Genomic DNA, 17,796 nt, shown 5'->3' on the forward strand with positions numbered 1-17,796 from the left:
CATATTTATCTCCTCTTTTTTAATGATTAAATAACAGATTACCAATAAGCCTTTAAGCTTGTTAGTCTCTCTTTTTCTAAAACAACTGTATTTTGAACAATTATTATCCATCTTCTAAATTAGATAGATATAATCAAAATTATCTAAGTTTTTTTCTGATTCAACCTTTTTTTACAGCAATATATTGCGATTTATTTATGTTCACATGAACAAAAAGCTATTTAGGTTAAATACATGATATTCTAGTGATAATATACCCAATTAAATTTCTCAAAAAAGTACAACCATATAAATGATATAGAGAAATTTTAAAAAATTTTCTGAGTTCATAGAAAAGCTTTTACCCCGAAGGTTTTTATAACTATATTTTCTAGCAAATCTCATTATAATTTATATACTTAAATTATACTTCTTTTAATAGTGAATCTGCCAAACAAAAAAATACTACAAAATAAATATCTAGCCTACTATCCAATGATACTAATGAGTTGCTATTGGGTAATTATCAAAGCTGGCCTACCTTTCGTTGATGATATGAGTCACTTCTTTAACGTATCCCATCAAAGTATTCAGCAGATATTATCACTATCACTTGTTATATCATCAATATCTCCACTACTCTGGGGACCCTTGATTGATCAAATAGGTCTTAAATGTTTTGTAATCTATGCAAGTATCCTAAGCTTTATAATAACTAGTATAATGCTTTTAACTGCAAATATTATAGTATTCACCTTGGCTTATATTATTGCAACGAGTATTATCCTTTCTCTTTCAGTATGTTCTAGAGGTTTCCCATTTATTTATTTTGATAATATTCAACAAAAGCAACATGCAATATCTATTGCCTTTATGGGAGTATATTTTTGCTCATTCATGATTCCATTTTTTTCAGGTTGGATTGGGTTTTATCTAGGTTGGCAATTTGGTTATGTGTTAGTAGTTATATGGCTTATAGTTATAATCTTTGCTATCTCTAAATTAAGGGAAAGAAAAAGTACTACTTCTCAAACTAGCTTTATAAAAAATATCACCACTATATTTTTTCACCTAAAAACAAAATGGTTTATTCGCTATACCTTATTTGTAGCAATTTTAGATGCGATTGCATGGACGTATATTATAGCTCTACCATTTTGGTTAGCCGATACCTTTAATATTAGTGCAAAATATCTAGCATTTTACTTGTTCCCATTGGCTCTTCCAGGCCTACTTTGTCCCATAATTGTTAAGATTTTAGATAAATTCATAGATAGAAACTCTATAGTCAAGCTTGGACTTACAATTCTTATATTAAGTGGTGTATTGGCGATACTAGTTGGTCTAAGAACATGGAACTATGCTTTTATATATGTCATTCCAGGAATATTACTTAATCTAGCATCTTCCATAACATTCTCTATTGCAAGCACTCGAATATTCACAAATGTAAAAACCTTATTTAATGCTGCTTCAGGCCTGTTTTCACTAATACAATATTTTGCATTTGGTGTACTTGTATTTATTGAGTCATACATATCTATTGATCTATTTTACTTAGAAGGGATCTTGATTTGTATTTGTGGTGTGTTGCTAATTATTTTACAAAGACATAAGATCCAATAAGATCTTTATTAAGAGTTATTTTAAATATGATTATTTTAACTACTTTTAAGATTTTCAATTTCTAATATTACTTCCTTCATATTCTCTTGAATTATATCTGTAGAAGCTTGTGTAAAGGTAAATATCTTAAGAAAGATAATACCAATTATAGCAACAACAAGATTATCGTAAGGAAATGCTATTAATTTTAATTCATGTGCAAATGACACTCCCCACAAGCATATAATATATGCACACACAAACCACGTTTGTTTGAATAATTCAGAAAATTGATAACGCATAAAGACAAACCAATAGAAAATACAAGCTAGCAAAACAAGTATTACTAGACATAATAAATTAAAAGTCCCTGACCAATATACAAAATATGAACAAGATATAAATCCTAAATATCCGAATAATTGATAAAAAGGTAATTTGAATTTTCTTTGCATTTTAGGGAACCTGTTCCTAAAAATGATTAAAACAACAGGTCCAGATAAACAACTAAACAGAACTAGAGAAGATAGAAAATCTACTAATGTTGTCCACGTTGGAAATTGAAATAGAAATATCAAACCAACAAAAAAGTTTATCCAAATACAAAATACTGGCACGTTATTTTTGTTTAGTTTAGTTAATATTGAATCTTTAAAAAACTCTAGACCAAATGCTTGTAATATTCTACCTGTAACAGCAGTAAATACATTACTTGTACCTAATGGCGCAATTACTGCATCAATAAATAATATTGTATAAATAATATGTAAACTAAATAAGCTTAGTAAGCCTAGTAAAGGGGCCACTCCACCCGAGAAATTTTTTACCGACCCAGGAACACAAAACATAAACATTAGCGATAAAGAAATGTACATTGTTAGACCAACAACTACTGGAGCTATAAGAGATAATGGAATTGCCAATTTAGGATTTTTCGCAGAATTTGCTACGATCAAACCATTTTGAAATCCAGAAAAAGCAAAAGCCAAGCCAGAACCTGTAACAGCCAAGAGAACATGTTCAAAATTCACCTGAATATGAGCCGTATTTGCATGATAGTTTTTGAATGACCCATAAGCAATTAGCATTCCGACAGCAATAAATATTGGCAAAAGAATCTTCCAAATACTAACTATAGAATTAATCTTAGCAACATTTTTTAACTGAAAGGTATTCAAATATGTCAGACTTAACATAATTAAAAATGCTATAGCTACACCATAATATGATAGAGATACTCCTTTAGCACTAGAGTCAACAAGATTTGGAAACCAAAACCCTAAATATTGAACTACAGATTGAGACTCTAGCGGTAAGTATACAATATAGCTTATCCACCCCAATGCAACAAATAAAAAACCTAATGTTCGAGAATGAGTAATGCGTAAAAATCTCATTGCTCCTGAGACTATCGGTAACATAGATGCTACTTCTGCAAAACATAATGCTACAAGTAAAGTAAGAAAAGCTGTAATAAACCATGAAATTATAACGCCTTGACCAGCTGTCTGAAAACCATAATATGGAGAGAATAACCAGCCGCTTCCAATCATCCCACCTGTAGATATAAATACTATGGCTATTGTAGATAACTTTTTCATATGGTAAACCTATGTGATTTTTGTATCTACATTTCAGTATAGCGAACATATTCTAAATGAAAAATATATTAAATAGCAAAACTCTATTCTTAATAATTCTCTTCTTATATTCATTTTTAATATAAAAGCATCAAAACAAGACTTTAAATATATTATATTTTCTAGTAAATCTGATTATACTTTGATCATTAAAATAATATATTTTCTTTTTTAGTGATAAACAAAAATCCAAAAACAATACACAATAAATACTTAGCTTTCTACCCAATGATATTAATGATTTCTTATTGGGTAATTACAAAAGCTGGCTTACCTTTTGTAAATGATATGAGTAGTTTTTTTAACGTATCACACCAAAGTATCCAACAGATATTATCTCTTTCACTTATTATCTCTTCATTATCTCCCTTACTATAGGGGCCTTTGATTGATCATATAGGTCTTAAACCTTTTGCTATCTGTGCTAGTAGTATAAGCTTTATAATAACAGTTATAATGCTTCTGACCTCAAATATTATCATATTTACATTTACCTATATTATTGCAACTAGTATTATCTTTTCTCTTTCGGTATGTTCTAGAAGCTTTCCTTTTATTTATTTTGATCAAGTTGAGCAAAAGCAAAGATCTATCGCCATTACTTTTATGGGAGTATACTTTTGCTCTTTTATGATTCCGTTTTTTTCTGGCTGGATAGGATTTTATCTTGGGTGGCAATTTGGCTATGCACTTGTTCTTATCTGGCTTGTGATAGTAATTAGTGCAATATATAGGCTAAATAATTCAAAAGAAAAAAGTAATACTATAGAGAAAGTTAGTTTTACAAAAAATATTTTTTCTATTTTCTCACATACGAAAACAAAACTTTTTATCAGATATACTCTATTTGTTGCGATTTTAAATGGTGTTGCTTGGACTTATATTATAGCTTTACCATTTTGGCTAGCTGATACATTTAATATTGATTCAAAATATATAGCTTTATATCTATTTCCATTAGCATTACCAGGATTATTATGCCCTTTTCTAGTTGGTTTTTTGGAAAGGTTTATACATAAAAATTCTATAGTAAAGCTAGGTATTGTAATTTTTATACTAGGAGGTATTTTAGCTATTATAGTTAGTTTTAAAACTTGGAGTCATGCTTATATATACGTAATTCTGTACTACTTAACTTAGCATCAGCAATATCATTTGCTATTGCTAGCACTAGAGTTTTTACAAATGTTAAAACACAATTTAATGCTGCATCTGGACTATTCTCACTAATACAATATTTCGCTTTTGGAATAATTGTATTTGTTGAGTCATATATCTCGATTAGTCACTTTTATTTAGAAGGTATTCTAATCTTCATTAGTAGTGTTTTGCTAATTATACTGCAAAGATATAAATATTAATTTTATTTTTTGAATAATATCTCTAATTTAACCTTCTACTTTAGGTTTTCTAACACTTTTATTTGTATTAATTTTTTGTCTTATTTTCTTAGCAAAATCTTTATTATGATTAGAAGCTTTCTTTTGTGTGCTATTTCTACTATTTTTATTAGCTCTTTTAGCTGCAATTATTTTAACTTCATTAATCTTTTTTACTTTAGTTTTGCGTGACATACTAGTAACTGGTACATTATGACTAGCTTCAAAGCCCTCAAGTTCATCACGAGGTAAAAGGTGTCCTATCAAGTGTTCAATACTAGATAATGATTCTACCTCATCTGCACTAACCAAAGATATTGCTAAACCATCTTGTCCTGCTCTACCAGTTCTACCAATCCTATGAACATAGTCCTCTGCTACATTTGGCAAATCAAGATTTATAACACATGGCAGTTGTGCAATATCAATACCACGAGCAGCTATATCTGTCGCAACTAGCACATTTATTTCTTTTGCTTTAAAATCTGCTAACGCTTTTGTACGAGCAGTTTGACTTTTATTACCATGAATAGCACTACTTGTTATACCTGCTTTATTGAGTTTTTCAGAAATTTTATTTGCACCATGTTTTGTACGAGAAAAAACTAATACTTGATGCAAGTCTTGCTCTTTTATTAAAGCTATTAATGCGTTAATTTTATTGGCTTTATCTAAAGTATAGATCTTCTGTGTGATTTTTTTGACAGTAGTGTTTACAACATCCGCAGATACAGACTGAGGATTATTAAGGAATTCATGAGCCAAGCTTTTAATCTCTGATGAAAAGGTAGCCGAAAACATTAAGGTTTGGATCTTTTTAGGCAAAAGCTTATGAATTCTTTTTAAATCATTTATGAATCCCATATCTAACATTCTATCAGCTTCATCAAGAACTAAAGTATTCAAGCTGTCAAATTTAATAGCATTTTGACCATATAAATCAAGTAACCTACCTGGAGTAGCTATCAGTATTTCTACGCCTTTACGTAGCTTCATCATTTGGGGGTTTATACTTACCCCACCAAATACAACTGCTGAACGTATATGAGTATTTTCACCATATAATCTGACTTGATCCTGGATCTGAGCTGCTAGCTCTCTTGTTGGCGTTAGAACTAAAACTTTAATTTTATTTGCTTGAGCTTTTGGTTGATCTAAAAGCTTCTGTATAACTGGTAATGTAAACCCAGCTGTTTTACCAGTACCAGTTTGTGCTGATGCCATTACATCATTATCTTTTAAAATTAATGGGATAGCCTTTGCCTGTATAGTAGTTGGTTTTGTATAACCTTTTTTATCTAAAGCACTACAAATTGAAGAATTTAAACCTAGATCTGAGAATTGCATGTATTATTATTTCCTATATTTTTAACTTAGCTATATTAACACTAATAATCAACATTTACTCTATAAAGATGATTTATTAAATAATATAATATCGCTAATACTCGATTATATGAGATTTAAAGCTAAAAATGGCAAATACATACTGCTCTGAACTAGGTAGAAATGTTCGTGACCATCTAATAAAACTAGGTTTAGAACAACCAAGAGAATTCAACATAGATAATGATACAAAAATACAAAAGATCTCTAAAGCCTATCGTGAAATATTAGATACCTTAGGTCTAGAAACTCATGAATTCGATAAAACTCCATTTAGAATAGCAAGAATGTTTTCTCAAGAAATTTTTAATGGCTTAGATTATAATAACTTCCCTGCTTGTGCTTTATATGAAAATGAATTTAAATATGATGGAATTTTAACCCAAAAAAATATTACTATAATGTCTTTTTGCGAGCATCACTTTGTTCCATTTGAAGGTATTGCTGAAGTTTCATTTATTCCAAAAAATAACAATATCATAGGTCTTTGTCGCATAAATAGTATTTGTGATTTTTTTGCTCGACGTCCTCAAATACAAGAAAGAATGACTGCACAAATATTTGAAAGTTTAAAATTTATCCTCGGCACACAAGATGTCTCAGTAAAAATAACTGCTAAACATACTTGCGTATCATTTCGTGGTTGTAATAATAAAGATACTGAAACTTATACTCAAATGCTAGGTGGCTTCTTTGCGAAATAAATATGGAGTTAATATGAGTAATTTGCTAGATATTGGTTGTCTATTTTTGATTGCTTTAATTATTTGCTGTATTTGTTCAAAAGGATATTTACGTTATTTCTTAGTAGCTCTAACAATAATTTACTATTTAATTGGTAGTGGTATTATAGGATATTTTTTAGCAAAACCAATCCAGTCAGAAACTTCAGATATCAAAGCATGTGCTAAAACAAATGGAATTATACTATTAGGTGCAGGGTTAAATAATGCTTTTGGCCAAATAGAACCTAGTCTTGGTGCATATGATCGTATACTTAAGACTGCTGAAATTTATAATAAATACCCACAAAAGATTATAGTGACCGGTGGTGTACCTGGTGGAGAGAATGTATCAGAAGCAGAAATTTATACAAAAGAACTACAAAAGTTAGGAGTTCCGGATTCTAAGATAGAATTAGAAAAAAGAGCTAAAAATACATATCAAAATGCCAAATTTACTAAAAAACTTCTAGAAAATGATAAAACTTATTGTTTAGTTACTGGAGGTATTCATTATAAAAGATCTAAAATACTATTTGATAAGTTTAATATTAATACTATTAGTGTAGCCTCATCTAAACTTGTTCCAGATATTAAAATATTACCAAATGCATATAACTTCTATATAACTCAAAGAATAATTCATGAATATCTTGGCATTGTAAAAGCTTCTTTTTAGTACTTATTTAAAATCGAATTTCCATTCTTTAACTTTTATCATAGCTAAATAGACCCTTTGTATTTCACAAATATGTCTATCAATATCTGATATGATCTTACTATTAATTTTCTTATCTAATAGATAGTTGGGGAATCTTGGATTACCCCTTGTCTGTATTAAATATATCAGATTTTCTAACCTCTTAGAAAGTATTTCTAAATCTAAGTTATTAGCCTTTTCAAAGTTTTTGTCTTTAATCAATCTATAGACCTGATCTAGATGAAGCATCATTTCCTCTAAAAAAGAAAATCTATTAGAAAATAGTGAAACTGGCTCATATTTAGACTTAATATAGCTTGTATTAAATGAATCAAATGATAAGTTTAAATTTTCAAAATTCTCTTTTTTAGAATTCTTACATACCTCACTTAGCCCTATCAAAATATCTATCAACTCTAGCCTTAACTCATAAAAAACATACTTTGGCAGTATTAATAAAGAACAAAATATACCTATGCTCAAACCAACTAATGTATCACTAATTCTGACTAACAGATAGCTAGTAATCGTATACCCTACAGGGTTAATAATATAAAAAACATTTGATAGTATCATCGTAGCGAATAATACCCCAAAAAAATAATTCTTCTCAATAAAAACTATTGTTAAAAACAATAGTAAAATAGTTGTTACATCTATTGAGCTTGGAAAATGAATAAAAATTTCATAACTTAATATACTTCCTAAGACTATACCAATTACTGTTGCTGATAAGCGTTGGATACTAACTTTAACTGAATCAGCAACATTAAGTCGCAATGAAACCAAAATAGAATAGCAAATCCAAGCAAAATTATATAAAGGGCTTATATTAAATATTAAAAAACCTAAACAAATAGCACATGCTGCTCTAAGAGCTAAATGATATTGATTAAACCCTACTTTACTAACCTCTGGAAAATCAATTCTAGGCAAAATTAATAAGCACAATATAGTAGTTGCTGTCCCTAAGAATACACCACATATAAAATAGCTCACACTTAACCAAAAATCTAACTGTAATTGTGCTTTAAATACAAATACTGTGACAATATAAACTACTAAAAAAATACTTAATCTTTCACAGTAGTCAAAAATAGCTGAAATTGAATAACAGAAAAAAACACTAAAAAATAATATTAGCAAAAATATTGGTAATGAAAAACATAAACCAAATGAAGTTATAAAAACAACTAAAACACTCAAAAGACTAGATTTTAAAATAAACCAGATTTGATCATTTTTTGTAACTCTAGAACAAGTAATTGCTAGAAATATAGAGAAAATAATGCTCCAAAAATATATTATAAAACTACTTATACTTAATACATATAAAATTAAAATAGACATGCTTGATGCAAGTGTAATTAATATAGCTTTTTTAATTTGATTCATAGAACCCTAATCACACAATAGTATTAAGTTGTTTAGATTATGCACTTTATCACATATCAAATATGAAAAATAGCTAGCAGAACATGCTTAAATTATTTATTTTAATAATTTATTTTAAAATAATCTTGCATCGCATAGCAATACATTGTATCATTTAAGCATGAGTTGTACTAATTGTACAAAAAAGATTCTAATATAATAAATTAACTAATTGCCAATAGGAGGTTATCTATGAAATTTTTACGCTATAACCATGAAGGGAATATATACCCTTGTGTACTTTTAAATGATACTTTATATAATCTTAAAGATCACGTAAGTGATATATCTCCTGATAACATCAATGAACTAATCTCTATAGTAAGTAATATTAATTTAAAGTCATTACCAGTACTTACAGATAATATAGAAAAAAAGAATATCAAAAACTGTATTCAAAACCCTGGAAAAATAGTTGTCATAGGTATGAACTATTTAGATCACTTAGAAAGACTTGATTTTCTTGGCGGACCTAAAGTTAAACCTGAAAAATTCATATTCTTCCAGAAACCTTCAAGCAGTATAACAGGGCCATATGATCCTATATATATTCCTAAGCTTGGTGGCAAACTTGATTATGAAAATGAACTAGCAGTAATTATTGGTAAAGCTGCAAAAGATGTTAAAGAAGAAAATGCCTATGAGCATATTTTTGGATATTGTATCTCTAATGATGTTGCAGATAGAATTATGCAATTCCAAAAACCTGGTCAATATAACATGGGTAAAAGCTGTGATTCTTTCTGCCCTCTTGGTCCATATTTAGTAAGTAAAGATGAGATTGATAATCCTGAAGACTTATATATAAAGACTAAAGTAAATAATGAATTTGTACAAAATAGCTCTACAAAAATAATGATATTTAGCATTGCTAATATTATTTCTACGCTAAGTCAATATTTTACATTAGAGCCTGGCGATGTCATTTTAACAGGTACGCCTGAAGGTGTGCAATTAGAAAATGAGCTTCTTGGTGAAGAAACTCGTTATTTAAAAGAGAATGACATTCTTGAACTGGAAATAGAAGGCCTAGGTAAGCAAGAAAACCTAATTCTTCATGCGTAACCTAACCTCTTAGAAGTTCAATAAAAAATACTTGTTTGTCTAATATTTTATTTATCAATGACTCCCCAAAATATTATTCAAACAAGTATTTTTTATTTATTTCTCTATATTTACTAAATCTAATTTAATTATAGTTATCATTTGCTAAAGAATTATAGTACTGTCCCAAAATAATAGGGCCATAATAAGTCGTATTATAATTATAGAATATTATCAGTAATTTCATCCAAATGTACAATTATTTAGTTGATACTTAAAGAATTAAATACAGACACATCAAAAATATCTAACTAAAAACTTTTTTATAGCTTATTGTGCAACGTAGTCCAATATTCACAGCATTACTACATGCTATAAATTTCTATGTAAGGTAAAATTACATTCTCTGCTCAATATCAAATTTAGCTTTTAGAGTTTCTAAAATTTTATCAATACTTTCAGTAATTACTTTATCATCTAAGGTTTGAGCATTATCTTGGAAAAGCATACTTAATGCTATACTTTTTCTTTCATTTTCTTGGGATTCATAAATATCAAAAATACCAACATCTTTTAGAATATTGATATCTAAAGCTTTTATTGCTTTTGTAATATTACCCGCTAAAACTGATTTATCTACTAAGAATGAAATATCTCTTGATACTGATGGATATTTAGAGACTTTTTCAAAACTTGGTATTTGCTTCTTAGTTAAAACTGCTAAATCAATTTCAAACACTATAGGAGCTTTAGCTTTAATTTGGAAAGTTTTTAATACACTTGGATGAATTGTCCCTATCAAACCAATTTTAGTATCATCAGATAAAATATAAGCAGATTGGCCAGGGTGTAGCCATTTTACATCATCACAAACTTCAAAACTTAGGTTAGCAATATCACTACATAATGCTTCAATATCTGCTTTAACATCAAAGAAATCTACTTTCTTAGTATTTGACCAATTTATATTTAATAACTCGCCATATGCTAAGCCAGCAATTCTATCAAACTGAACTCTTTGATTATCTTTTAATTTAAAGCAAGCACCCTTTTCAAATATTCTAATTCTATTTTGTTGACGAGCAGTATTTGCTTTAAAAGAATTCATCAAACCAGGTATCAAAGATTGTCTCATTATAGATAAGTCTTGAGATATTGGATTTTGAATAGCTATACCTTTTTGTTCAAAGAAAAACTCGTCATACTTCGGGTCTATAAAGCTATAGTTAATAGCTTCATGATAGCCTCTATCAACTAAGCGATTATTTAAAACTTCTAACGACTGCTGTGTTTCAGAAATATTAACTTTAGAAGCTGCATATTTTGGCATAGTTTCAGGAAGTTTTGAATATCCATAAATACGTGCAACTTCCTCTATTAAGTCTTCAGGTATTTCCATATCAAAACGATACGATGGAGCCACTACCTCTATACAATTACTGTCAAAAGTTGTATTAACTTTCATATGTAGAGCTTCTAAGACTTCTGTAACATAATCAATACTTAGATCAGTACCTAAAACACGATTTAACTTTTCAATAGAAAGAGTAATTTTAACTTGTTTATTTAAGCTTTCTAAATCCTCACTACCGTGAATAGGAGCTACTTCCCCACCTGCAAATTCTGTAATTAGTTTAATAGCTAATTTCATAGCTTTTTTAGCAAGTTGAGGATCTACACCTCTTTCAAATCTATGTGATGAATCTGTGTGTAAGTTATATTTACGCGCTTTACCCGCAATTTTCTCTGGAACAAAGAAAGCACTTTCTAAGAATATATCTCTAGTAGCTAAAGTTATAGATGAATCAAGCCCGCCCATAACACCTGCTATTGCTAAAGCTTTGTTATCATCTGCAATTACTAGAGTATCTGAATCAAGCTTAACTTGAGTCTCATCTAAAAGTGTCAGATCTTCATCTTGCTTTGCGTAACGAACATTTATACTTCCATCTAACTTAGCAAGATCAAATGCATGCATTGGCTGACCTGTAAGAAGCAATATATAGTTTGTCACATCTACAAAAAATGAAATACTACCAATACCACTTCTTCTTAGTTTCTCAACCATCCACAGAGGAGTTTGGACATCATTATTTACATTTTTAATAATACAGCCATAGTATGATTTACATGCATCAGTAGCTGAGATATTTACTTCTTTAGTATCTTTGATATCTATTTCAATTTCTGGAGTTTCAAGTTCTTTAAGTTGAGTTTTTGTAAGAGCTGAGACTTCTCTAGCAATACCATATACACTTAGACAATCTGCCCTATTTGGTGTTAAATCAACCTCTATTATATTATCATCTAGTTTTAGATATTCATTAATATCTTCACCTACAGGAGCATCTACAGGTAGATCCATCAATCCATCTGCTTTTTCTGCTAAGCCTAACTCCTCTTCTGAACACATCATACCGAAAGATGCTTGTCCGCGTAATTTAGATTTTTTAATTTTAAAATCACCAGGTAATACAGCACCTATTTTTGCTACAGGTGCTTTCATACCTTCATAAATATTTTTAGCTCCACAAACAATTGTTAGAGGCTCACCTTCTGCTACATCAACACTACAAATATTTAACTTATCTGCATCCGGGTGTTTTGTAATGCTTTTGATTTGTCCAACTACAACATTTATTACTTTTTCTGCTACTACAGGCTCTATAGCATCAACTTCTAGGCCAGCTAAAGTTAGAGTATCTGCTAAATTTTGGCTATTTTGAGTATCGCTTAAATATTCATTTAACCAATTATGTGAAAATTTCATTTATAAACCTCAAATAATAATTAAAACTGTTTTAAAAATCTTAGATCGTTTTCAAAGAACATTCTTAGATCATCAATACCATATCTAAGCATTGCTAATCTCTCAACACCCATACCTATGGCAAATCCTTGATACTCTTCAGGATCAACACCTCCAGCTTTTAGAACCTTAGGGTGAACCATGCCACACCCTAAAATTTCCAACCAACCAGTATGTTTACAAACTCTACAGCCTTTTGCATCACACATTACACATCCAATATCAACTTCTGCAGATGGCTCAGTAAATGGAAAATATGATGGTCTAAAGCGCACTTTTAAATCTTTTTCAAAAAGTGAATTTAAAAAAGCATGTAATAAGCCTTTTAAGTCAGAAAAAGATATATTTTTGTCTACTACCAAACCTTCAACTTGATGAAACATTGGAGAATGTGTAATATCTGAGTCACATCGATAAACCCTGCCCGGAGCAATTATCCTAATAGGTGGTTCTTGCTTTTCCATCGATCTTATTTGTACACCAGAAGTATGTGTTCTAAGGACATGAGTTGGATCAATATAAAAAGTATCATGCATAGCTCGAGCAGGATGATGAGATGGAATATTTAGTGTCTCAAAATTATAATAATCACTTTCAATCTCTGGACCAAATTCAACTGCAAAACCATTTTGCTTAAAAAATGATTCTATTCTATTTAGGGTTTTTGTTACAGGATGTAAAGAGCCTTGATTCTGCCCAACACCAGATAAAGTTACATCAATTTTCTCTTTTGCTAACTTTTCATTTAGCTCTGCCTCTTCAAAGTGAGATAGTTTTGTATTAATCGCTTCCTGTAATGCTTGTTTTGCTATATTTACTGCTTGGCCTAGCTTAGGTTTCTCTTCGTTAGGTAGAGTAGCTATTAACTTCATCATACCAGTTAGCTCACCTTTTTTACCAAGGTATTTTACTCGTATATCATCTAAAGACTTTTTATCTTTGACAAGATTAAGCTCTTCTAAAGCTTTATCTTTCATTTGATCAACTATTTGCATATTTATCCTTTATTTCAAAACTTGAGAGATATTATAGACAAAAAAGGTTTTTATTAAAATGTTGAGACTAACAAACTTTTAAGGTTTTAACCAGTTTTTTTATTCAATCCATATTTACTAATTATATAAGCCCCTATCACACTTACTATTCCACCGACTATTCCTAAGCAATCTTCTGTCTCATGTAAAAAAAACCAACCAAGAAATATAGATATGATTGGCATAAAGTATAATGATGCTATAGCTACCGTGGCTTTTAAATTTCTAAATGCATACCCCCAAAACAGATATCCTAGAGCTCCTGGAAAAACTCCTATATAAATTATAACTAAAATACTTATATAATTTGCACTACTAACCTCTATGTATACATCTTTTGAATACACCAAAAGCATTGCTGTACCAAACCAAATAAAGTAAGCTACAGCCTCTATGGGATGAAATTTTGCTAATACACTTTTTTGAAAAACTGAATATATTGCACCTGAAAAACAAGCTATATAAACAAAGCAAATACCTATAAATTCAAAAGAGGTATTATTATTTGATAAAAAGATTATTCCAGCACCTACTAATGCTACACAAAACCCAAAAATACCTGTTTTTGTCATCTTTTCTCTAAAAAATACATATGCTAATAATGCTACGACAATAGGTGCTTGAGCAATAATAAAGTTTGCACTAGCAGCTGTAATTCTAGCTTCACCAGAGTTTAAAAAAACATTGTATGAAAAAAAACCAAAAAATCCTAATACCGCAAATTTTACTAAGTCCATAAAAGTAGGAATAGTTTTATTTTTCTGCCTAATAAAGATTATTAACATAACTATGCTTGCTATGGCATATCTAGCTAAAGATAAAGCTCCCGCACTAAAACCTTCTAGCATTAAGTAACGGATACCAATAAATGCGGTTGACCACATAGTAATGGTTATTAGTAACAAAGCTAAAGCTCTATTAGCCGATAGATATTTATGCATAAAATTATTCTTGGATCATTTTATTTAATTTCTTACCTATTATGAAAGCAAAGATAGAAATAACTATCGCTATTATTGATATCATCGCAAATAAATGCTGATAACTATAATAACTACTTATAGTCATTTGTGTATCAAAGCCTACTCTAGAGTTATATTTAACGCCACTACTTACATATCCAGCTATCATCGTACCTAACTTGATACCTATAGCAGATGTCACAAACCAAGTTCCCATTGCAAAGCCCATTATTCTTCTTGGAAGAAGTTTAGCCATTAGAGCTAATCCTAAAGCACTAATAAGAAGCTCTGCAGATGCAAAAAATACTGTAATAGCTAGAACTTCCCACCAGATACTTATTTTTGCAGTTGGAGCATTAAATATACAAGCCAAATACATAGTCCCATATGCCAAACCACATAGAAATAAACCAAGTGCAAACTTATGTGGCAAACAAAGATCTCTATCCTTTAATTTTGTATATATTAACGCTAATATTGGTGAAAATATAATAACCCCTAGAGTATCTAACACCCCTGGAATTTGTTGAGGATTCACATTCATGCCTAAGAAATGTAAATTTACATGATGAAGGTTAAATAGTAAAATCGTTGTAAATTTCTGTTGATATATTATAAAAAATATCACGGCATAGAAAAGTAAAACTATCGCAACCATAATTTTTTTCTTAGCAAGAACATCTTTTTCAATAAAGATTTGTGATACAAATATAAAAAAGATAAGTATAGCTCCAACCCAAAGAATAAGTGTAGATAAATAACCATGTCTTAATACATAGCTTAAAATAAATATTGTTACTAAAAGCCCTATAATAAAACCACAAACTCTTTTAAGCTCTAATTTTGTACTGCCTACTCCATTATCAATATCTTTGATGCTCGAATAGCTCATCAATGTATTTACAATAGCTATCACAAAACCAAAAGAACATAAGAAATATGTAAATGTATATCCTAATCTTACTGATAATACAGGTATCAGTAATGATGCAGACAACGAACCTAAATTAATCGACATATAAAATATCGTATATAATGAGTCAATTTTTGAGTGATCTGTATATATTCTGGAAATAAGGTTAGTTGGTGCTGGCTTAAATAGTGCAGCGCCTAATATAACTAGCGATATAGCAATGTATATAAGCTCCTTAAATGCTACAAATGCCCCTAAACCTATCATGGCATAGCCGATTAATAAGAGTACCCCACCTGTAAACATAGTTCTTTTAATACCTAGTACACTATCTGCTATATAGCCACCTACAGCATTAAAAGCGTAGCTTAATGCTGCGAATGCACCAAATAAAACAACCGCCTGTTTTTCTGTAAAATTAAAACCATAAGAGCTCATAAAAAATAGTATTGAGGTATAACTAAAACCATAATAGCCAAACCTTTCAAAGTACTCAAAAAAACATAATAAAAAGAATGGGTTCTGCCTTCTAATATTTAACATTAAGATTTCCATATAAAGATTTATTTGAAATTGATTATATATGTATATGTTTATGTTTTTTAGTTTTTTGAACAACATTTATAGTAATAGATTTGTACAAAACTTTATTATTTTTATTTAAATAAGTCACTTAATACTCTATATTTGAATTATCAGTGTTGTTAATTTTTATATTTCAAATGTCAAATAAACAAGTTAGATTACCTAATATGATCGCCTATGGTTCTGGTGATTTCTTTGGTGGTGGTGCCTTTACTATTCTTGGTTTGTGGTTAATGTACTTTTATACTAATATTGCTGGATTATCAGCAGCTGAAGCTGGATTGATAGTAGCTATAGGGAGAGGGTTGGATGTTTTTGCTGATCCTATTATGGGATATATTTCAGATAACTGGCGTGGTCCTATCGGCAGAAGGAAATTCTTCTTTGTTATAGGAGCTCCTTTAGTTTGGGTATTTGCTTTACTATGGATACCAGGTTTTGGCTTTTGGTACTATTTGGCTGGATATATTACGTTTAACTTTATTTTCTCAATGATACAAGTCCCTTATGAAACTTTAGCTGCTGAAATGACAGACAGCTATGATATTAGATCAAAAATGACGGGGATTAGAATGCTTTTTTCACAAAGCTCAAATATTGTAGCAGGTTTTTTACCTGCAGCAATTATGTACTTTTTTTCAAGTGAAAAAATCTCATTTGTTATTATGGGACTTATTTGTTCATTTTTATTTATGTTACCATGGATTTTTGTATATAAATTTACATGGGAAAGAGATATTGAAACTTCAAAGAAGAAACATACTTCTTTATTCAAAGAAATTAAGTTCATTTTCATTAATATCTTTTCAACTCTTCGAGTTAGAGCTTTTAGACTTAATCTTTTAATGTATATAGGTGCCTTTGTAGCTCTAGATGTTTTTGGTGCTAGTTTTGCTTATTATTTTACATTTATTCTTCATTATGATGTTAGTTCAGCATCTGTTGTATATACATGCTTTTCAATAATCCAAGTGATCTCAGTACCAATAATTGCTTATTTATGTATAAAAATTGGTAGTGTAATGAGTTATCGTGTTGCTATTGGTTGTCTTATTTTAAGTATGTTTAGCTTTATCATTATTCCAATATTTAGTCCTACTGTTTCATTAATACTTTTTGTTTTAATTATATTTGTATTAGGTTTTGCTCGAGCTGGTTGCTATTTTACTCCATGGAATGTTTATAATTTTATAGCTGATATAGATGAAGCTTTGACCACAAAAAGAAGAGAAGGAACATTTGCAAGTACTATGACTGTATCTCGTAAATTGATCCAAGCATTAGCATTTGCAATTGTAGGCTTTACATTATCTATATTTAACTTTAAAGCTGGGGCTGCAGTTCAGTCTAGCTCAGCATTATTAGGTATAAATATATGTTTTATTGGTGGAACTATACTATTTTGTATTATAGGGGCAATAGCAAGTTCAAGATTTAGATTGACACAAGCAAAACATTTGGTATTAGTTAGTGAACTAGAGCGACTTAGAAATGGAGGTAATTTAGAAGATGCTCCGACTGAAGCAATTAATATTGTAGAAGAACTTACTGGCTGGCCACACGAAAAAACTTGGGGTCGAAACAACGCATTTTAGGGTTTTAAA

13 protein-coding genes are annotated in these 17,796 nt (G+C 29.8%); 6 read left to right on the forward strand and 7 right to left on the reverse strand.

The annotated features are described in order from the left end of the window. Positions 1-483: 483 nt before the first annotated feature. Positions 484-1,605 (forward strand): MFS transporter, encoded by a 1,122-nt coding sequence (locus tag F3D62_RS10380; protein WP_191092602.1) that lies wholly within the window; start codon positions 484-486, stop codon positions 1,603-1,605. 35 nt (positions 1,606-1,640) lie between these two features. Here the strand turns inward: F3D62_RS10380 and F3D62_RS10385 are convergent, their stop codons facing one another. Continuing rightward, positions 1,641-3,185, reverse strand: a complete 1,545-nt coding sequence (locus tag F3D62_RS10385; RefSeq protein ID WP_150468180.1) for an APC family permease — start codon at positions 3,183-3,185, stop codon at positions 1,641-1,643. Between the two features lie 423 nt (positions 3,186-3,608). Here F3D62_RS10385 and F3D62_RS10390 point away from each other — a divergent pair, with 423 nt between their 5' ends. Further along, a complete protein-coding gene (locus F3D62_RS10390; RefSeq protein WP_150468181.1) occupies positions 3,609-4,364 on the forward strand; it encodes an MFS transporter in 756 nt (251 codons plus the stop codon). 248 nt (positions 4,365-4,612) lie between these two features. On the opposite strand, the gene F3D62_RS10400 is transcribed toward F3D62_RS10390, so the two are convergent. Then, complete coding sequence (locus tag F3D62_RS10400; protein WP_150468182.1) at positions 4,613-5,950, reverse strand: DEAD/DEAH box helicase; 1,338 nt, start codon at positions 5,948-5,950, stop codon at positions 4,613-4,615. Positions 5,951-6,078: 128 nt separating this feature from the next. Between F3D62_RS10400 and folE the strand changes: the two genes are divergently transcribed. Both folE and F3D62_RS10410 read left to right on the forward strand, forming a co-directional pair. Further along, positions 6,079-6,693 carry a GTP cyclohydrolase I FolE gene (gene folE / locus F3D62_RS10405; RefSeq protein WP_150468183.1) on the forward strand — a complete coding sequence of 205 codons (615 nt, stop codon included), beginning with the start codon at positions 6,079-6,081 and terminating at the stop codon, positions 6,691-6,693. Between the two features lie 13 nt (positions 6,694-6,706). Continuing rightward, positions 6,707-7,390: a YdcF family protein gene (locus tag F3D62_RS10410; RefSeq protein WP_150468184.1), complete on the forward strand. Its 684-nt coding sequence runs from the start codon at positions 6,707-6,709 to the stop codon at positions 7,388-7,390. 3 nt (positions 7,391-7,393) lie between these two features. Here F3D62_RS10410 and F3D62_RS10415 read toward each other — a convergent pair whose 3' ends face one another. After that, positions 7,394-8,806 (reverse strand): FUSC family protein, encoded by a 1,413-nt coding sequence (locus tag F3D62_RS10415; RefSeq protein WP_150468185.1) that lies wholly within the window; start codon positions 8,804-8,806, stop codon positions 7,394-7,396. A gap of 231 nt (positions 8,807-9,037) precedes the next feature. Here F3D62_RS10415 and F3D62_RS10420 point away from each other — a divergent pair, with 231 nt between their 5' ends. Continuing rightward, on the forward strand, positions 9,038-9,910 hold the full coding sequence (locus tag F3D62_RS10420; RefSeq protein ID WP_150468186.1) for a fumarylacetoacetate hydrolase family protein: 873 nt from the start codon (positions 9,038-9,040) through the stop codon (positions 9,908-9,910). A 376-nt stretch (positions 9,911-10,286) separates the two neighbouring features. On the opposite strand, the gene pheT is transcribed toward F3D62_RS10420, so the two are convergent. From pheT to F3D62_RS10440, 4 genes are all read right to left on the reverse strand, one after another. Further along, a complete protein-coding gene (pheT, locus tag F3D62_RS10425; RefSeq protein WP_150468187.1) occupies positions 10,287-12,659 on the reverse strand; it encodes a phenylalanine--tRNA ligase subunit beta in 2,373 nt (790 codons plus the stop codon). Between the two features lie 20 nt (positions 12,660-12,679). Next, positions 12,680-13,693, reverse strand: coding sequence for a phenylalanine--tRNA ligase subunit alpha (pheS, locus tag F3D62_RS10430; RefSeq protein ID WP_150468188.1), 1,014 nt, complete (start codon positions 13,691-13,693; stop codon positions 12,680-12,682). 86 nt (positions 13,694-13,779) lie between these two features. Then, on the reverse strand, positions 13,780-14,673 hold the full coding sequence (locus F3D62_RS10435) for a DMT family transporter (protein ID WP_191092603.1): 894 nt from the start codon (positions 14,671-14,673) through the stop codon (positions 13,780-13,782). Positions 14,674-14,677: 4 nt separating this feature from the next. Then, complete coding sequence (locus F3D62_RS10440) at positions 14,678-16,150, reverse strand: peptide MFS transporter (RefSeq protein ID WP_150468189.1); 1,473 nt, start codon at positions 16,148-16,150, stop codon at positions 14,678-14,680. 179 nt (positions 16,151-16,329) lie between these two features. Between F3D62_RS10440 and F3D62_RS10445 the strand changes: the two genes are divergently transcribed. Beyond that, the gene (locus F3D62_RS10445) at positions 16,330-17,787 is read left to right on the forward strand and encodes an MFS transporter (RefSeq protein ID WP_150468190.1); all 1,458 of its coding nucleotides are present in this window, start codon (positions 16,330-16,332) and stop codon (positions 17,785-17,787) included. The last annotated feature ends 9 nt before the right edge of the window (positions 17,788-17,796 follow it).

Origin of the sequence: Francisella sp. SYW-9, from assembly GCF_008711465.1 — a bacterium.
GTDB lineage: Bacteria > Pseudomonadota > Gammaproteobacteria > Francisellales > Francisellaceae > Francisella.

Bases quoted from the DNA above. Each gene is read 5' to 3' on its own strand.
- F3D62_RS10415 (WP_150468185.1), bottom strand. From the start codon at position 8,806: ATGAATCAAATTAAAAAAGCTATATTAATTACACTTGCATCAAGCATG.
- F3D62_RS10385 (WP_150468180.1), bottom strand. From the start codon at position 3,185: ATGAAAAAGTTATCTACAATAGCCATAGTATTTATATCTACAGGTGGG.
- pheS (WP_150468188.1), bottom strand. From the start codon at position 13,693: ATGCAAATAGTTGATCAAATGAAAGATAAAGCTTTAGAAGAGCTTAAT.
- F3D62_RS10440 (WP_150468189.1), bottom strand. From the start codon at position 16,150: ATGTTAAATATTAGAAGGCAGAACCCATTCTTTTTATTATGTTTTTTT.
- folE (WP_150468183.1), top strand. From the start codon at position 6,079: ATGGCAAATACATACTGCTCTGAACTAGGTAGAAATGTTCGTGACCAT.
- F3D62_RS10445 (WP_150468190.1), top strand. From the start codon at position 16,330: ATGTCAAATAAACAAGTTAGATTACCTAATATGATCGCCTATGGTTCT.
- F3D62_RS10400 (WP_150468182.1), bottom strand. From the start codon at position 5,950: ATGCAATTCTCAGATCTAGGTTTAAATTCTTCAATTTGTAGTGCTTTA.
- F3D62_RS10410 (WP_150468184.1), top strand. From the start codon at position 6,707: ATGAGTAATTTGCTAGATATTGGTTGTCTATTTTTGATTGCTTTAATT.
- pheT (WP_150468187.1), bottom strand. From the start codon at position 12,659: ATGAAATTTTCACATAATTGGTTAAATGAATATTTAAGCGATACTCAA.
- F3D62_RS10435 (WP_191092603.1), bottom strand. From the start codon at position 14,673: ATGCATAAATATCTATCGGCTAATAGAGCTTTAGCTTTGTTACTAATA.
- F3D62_RS10420 (WP_150468186.1), top strand. From the start codon at position 9,038: ATGAAATTTTTACGCTATAACCATGAAGGGAATATATACCCTTGTGTA.
- F3D62_RS10380 (WP_191092602.1), top strand. From the start codon at position 484: ATGAGTTGCTATTGGGTAATTATCAAAGCTGGCCTACCTTTCGTTGAT.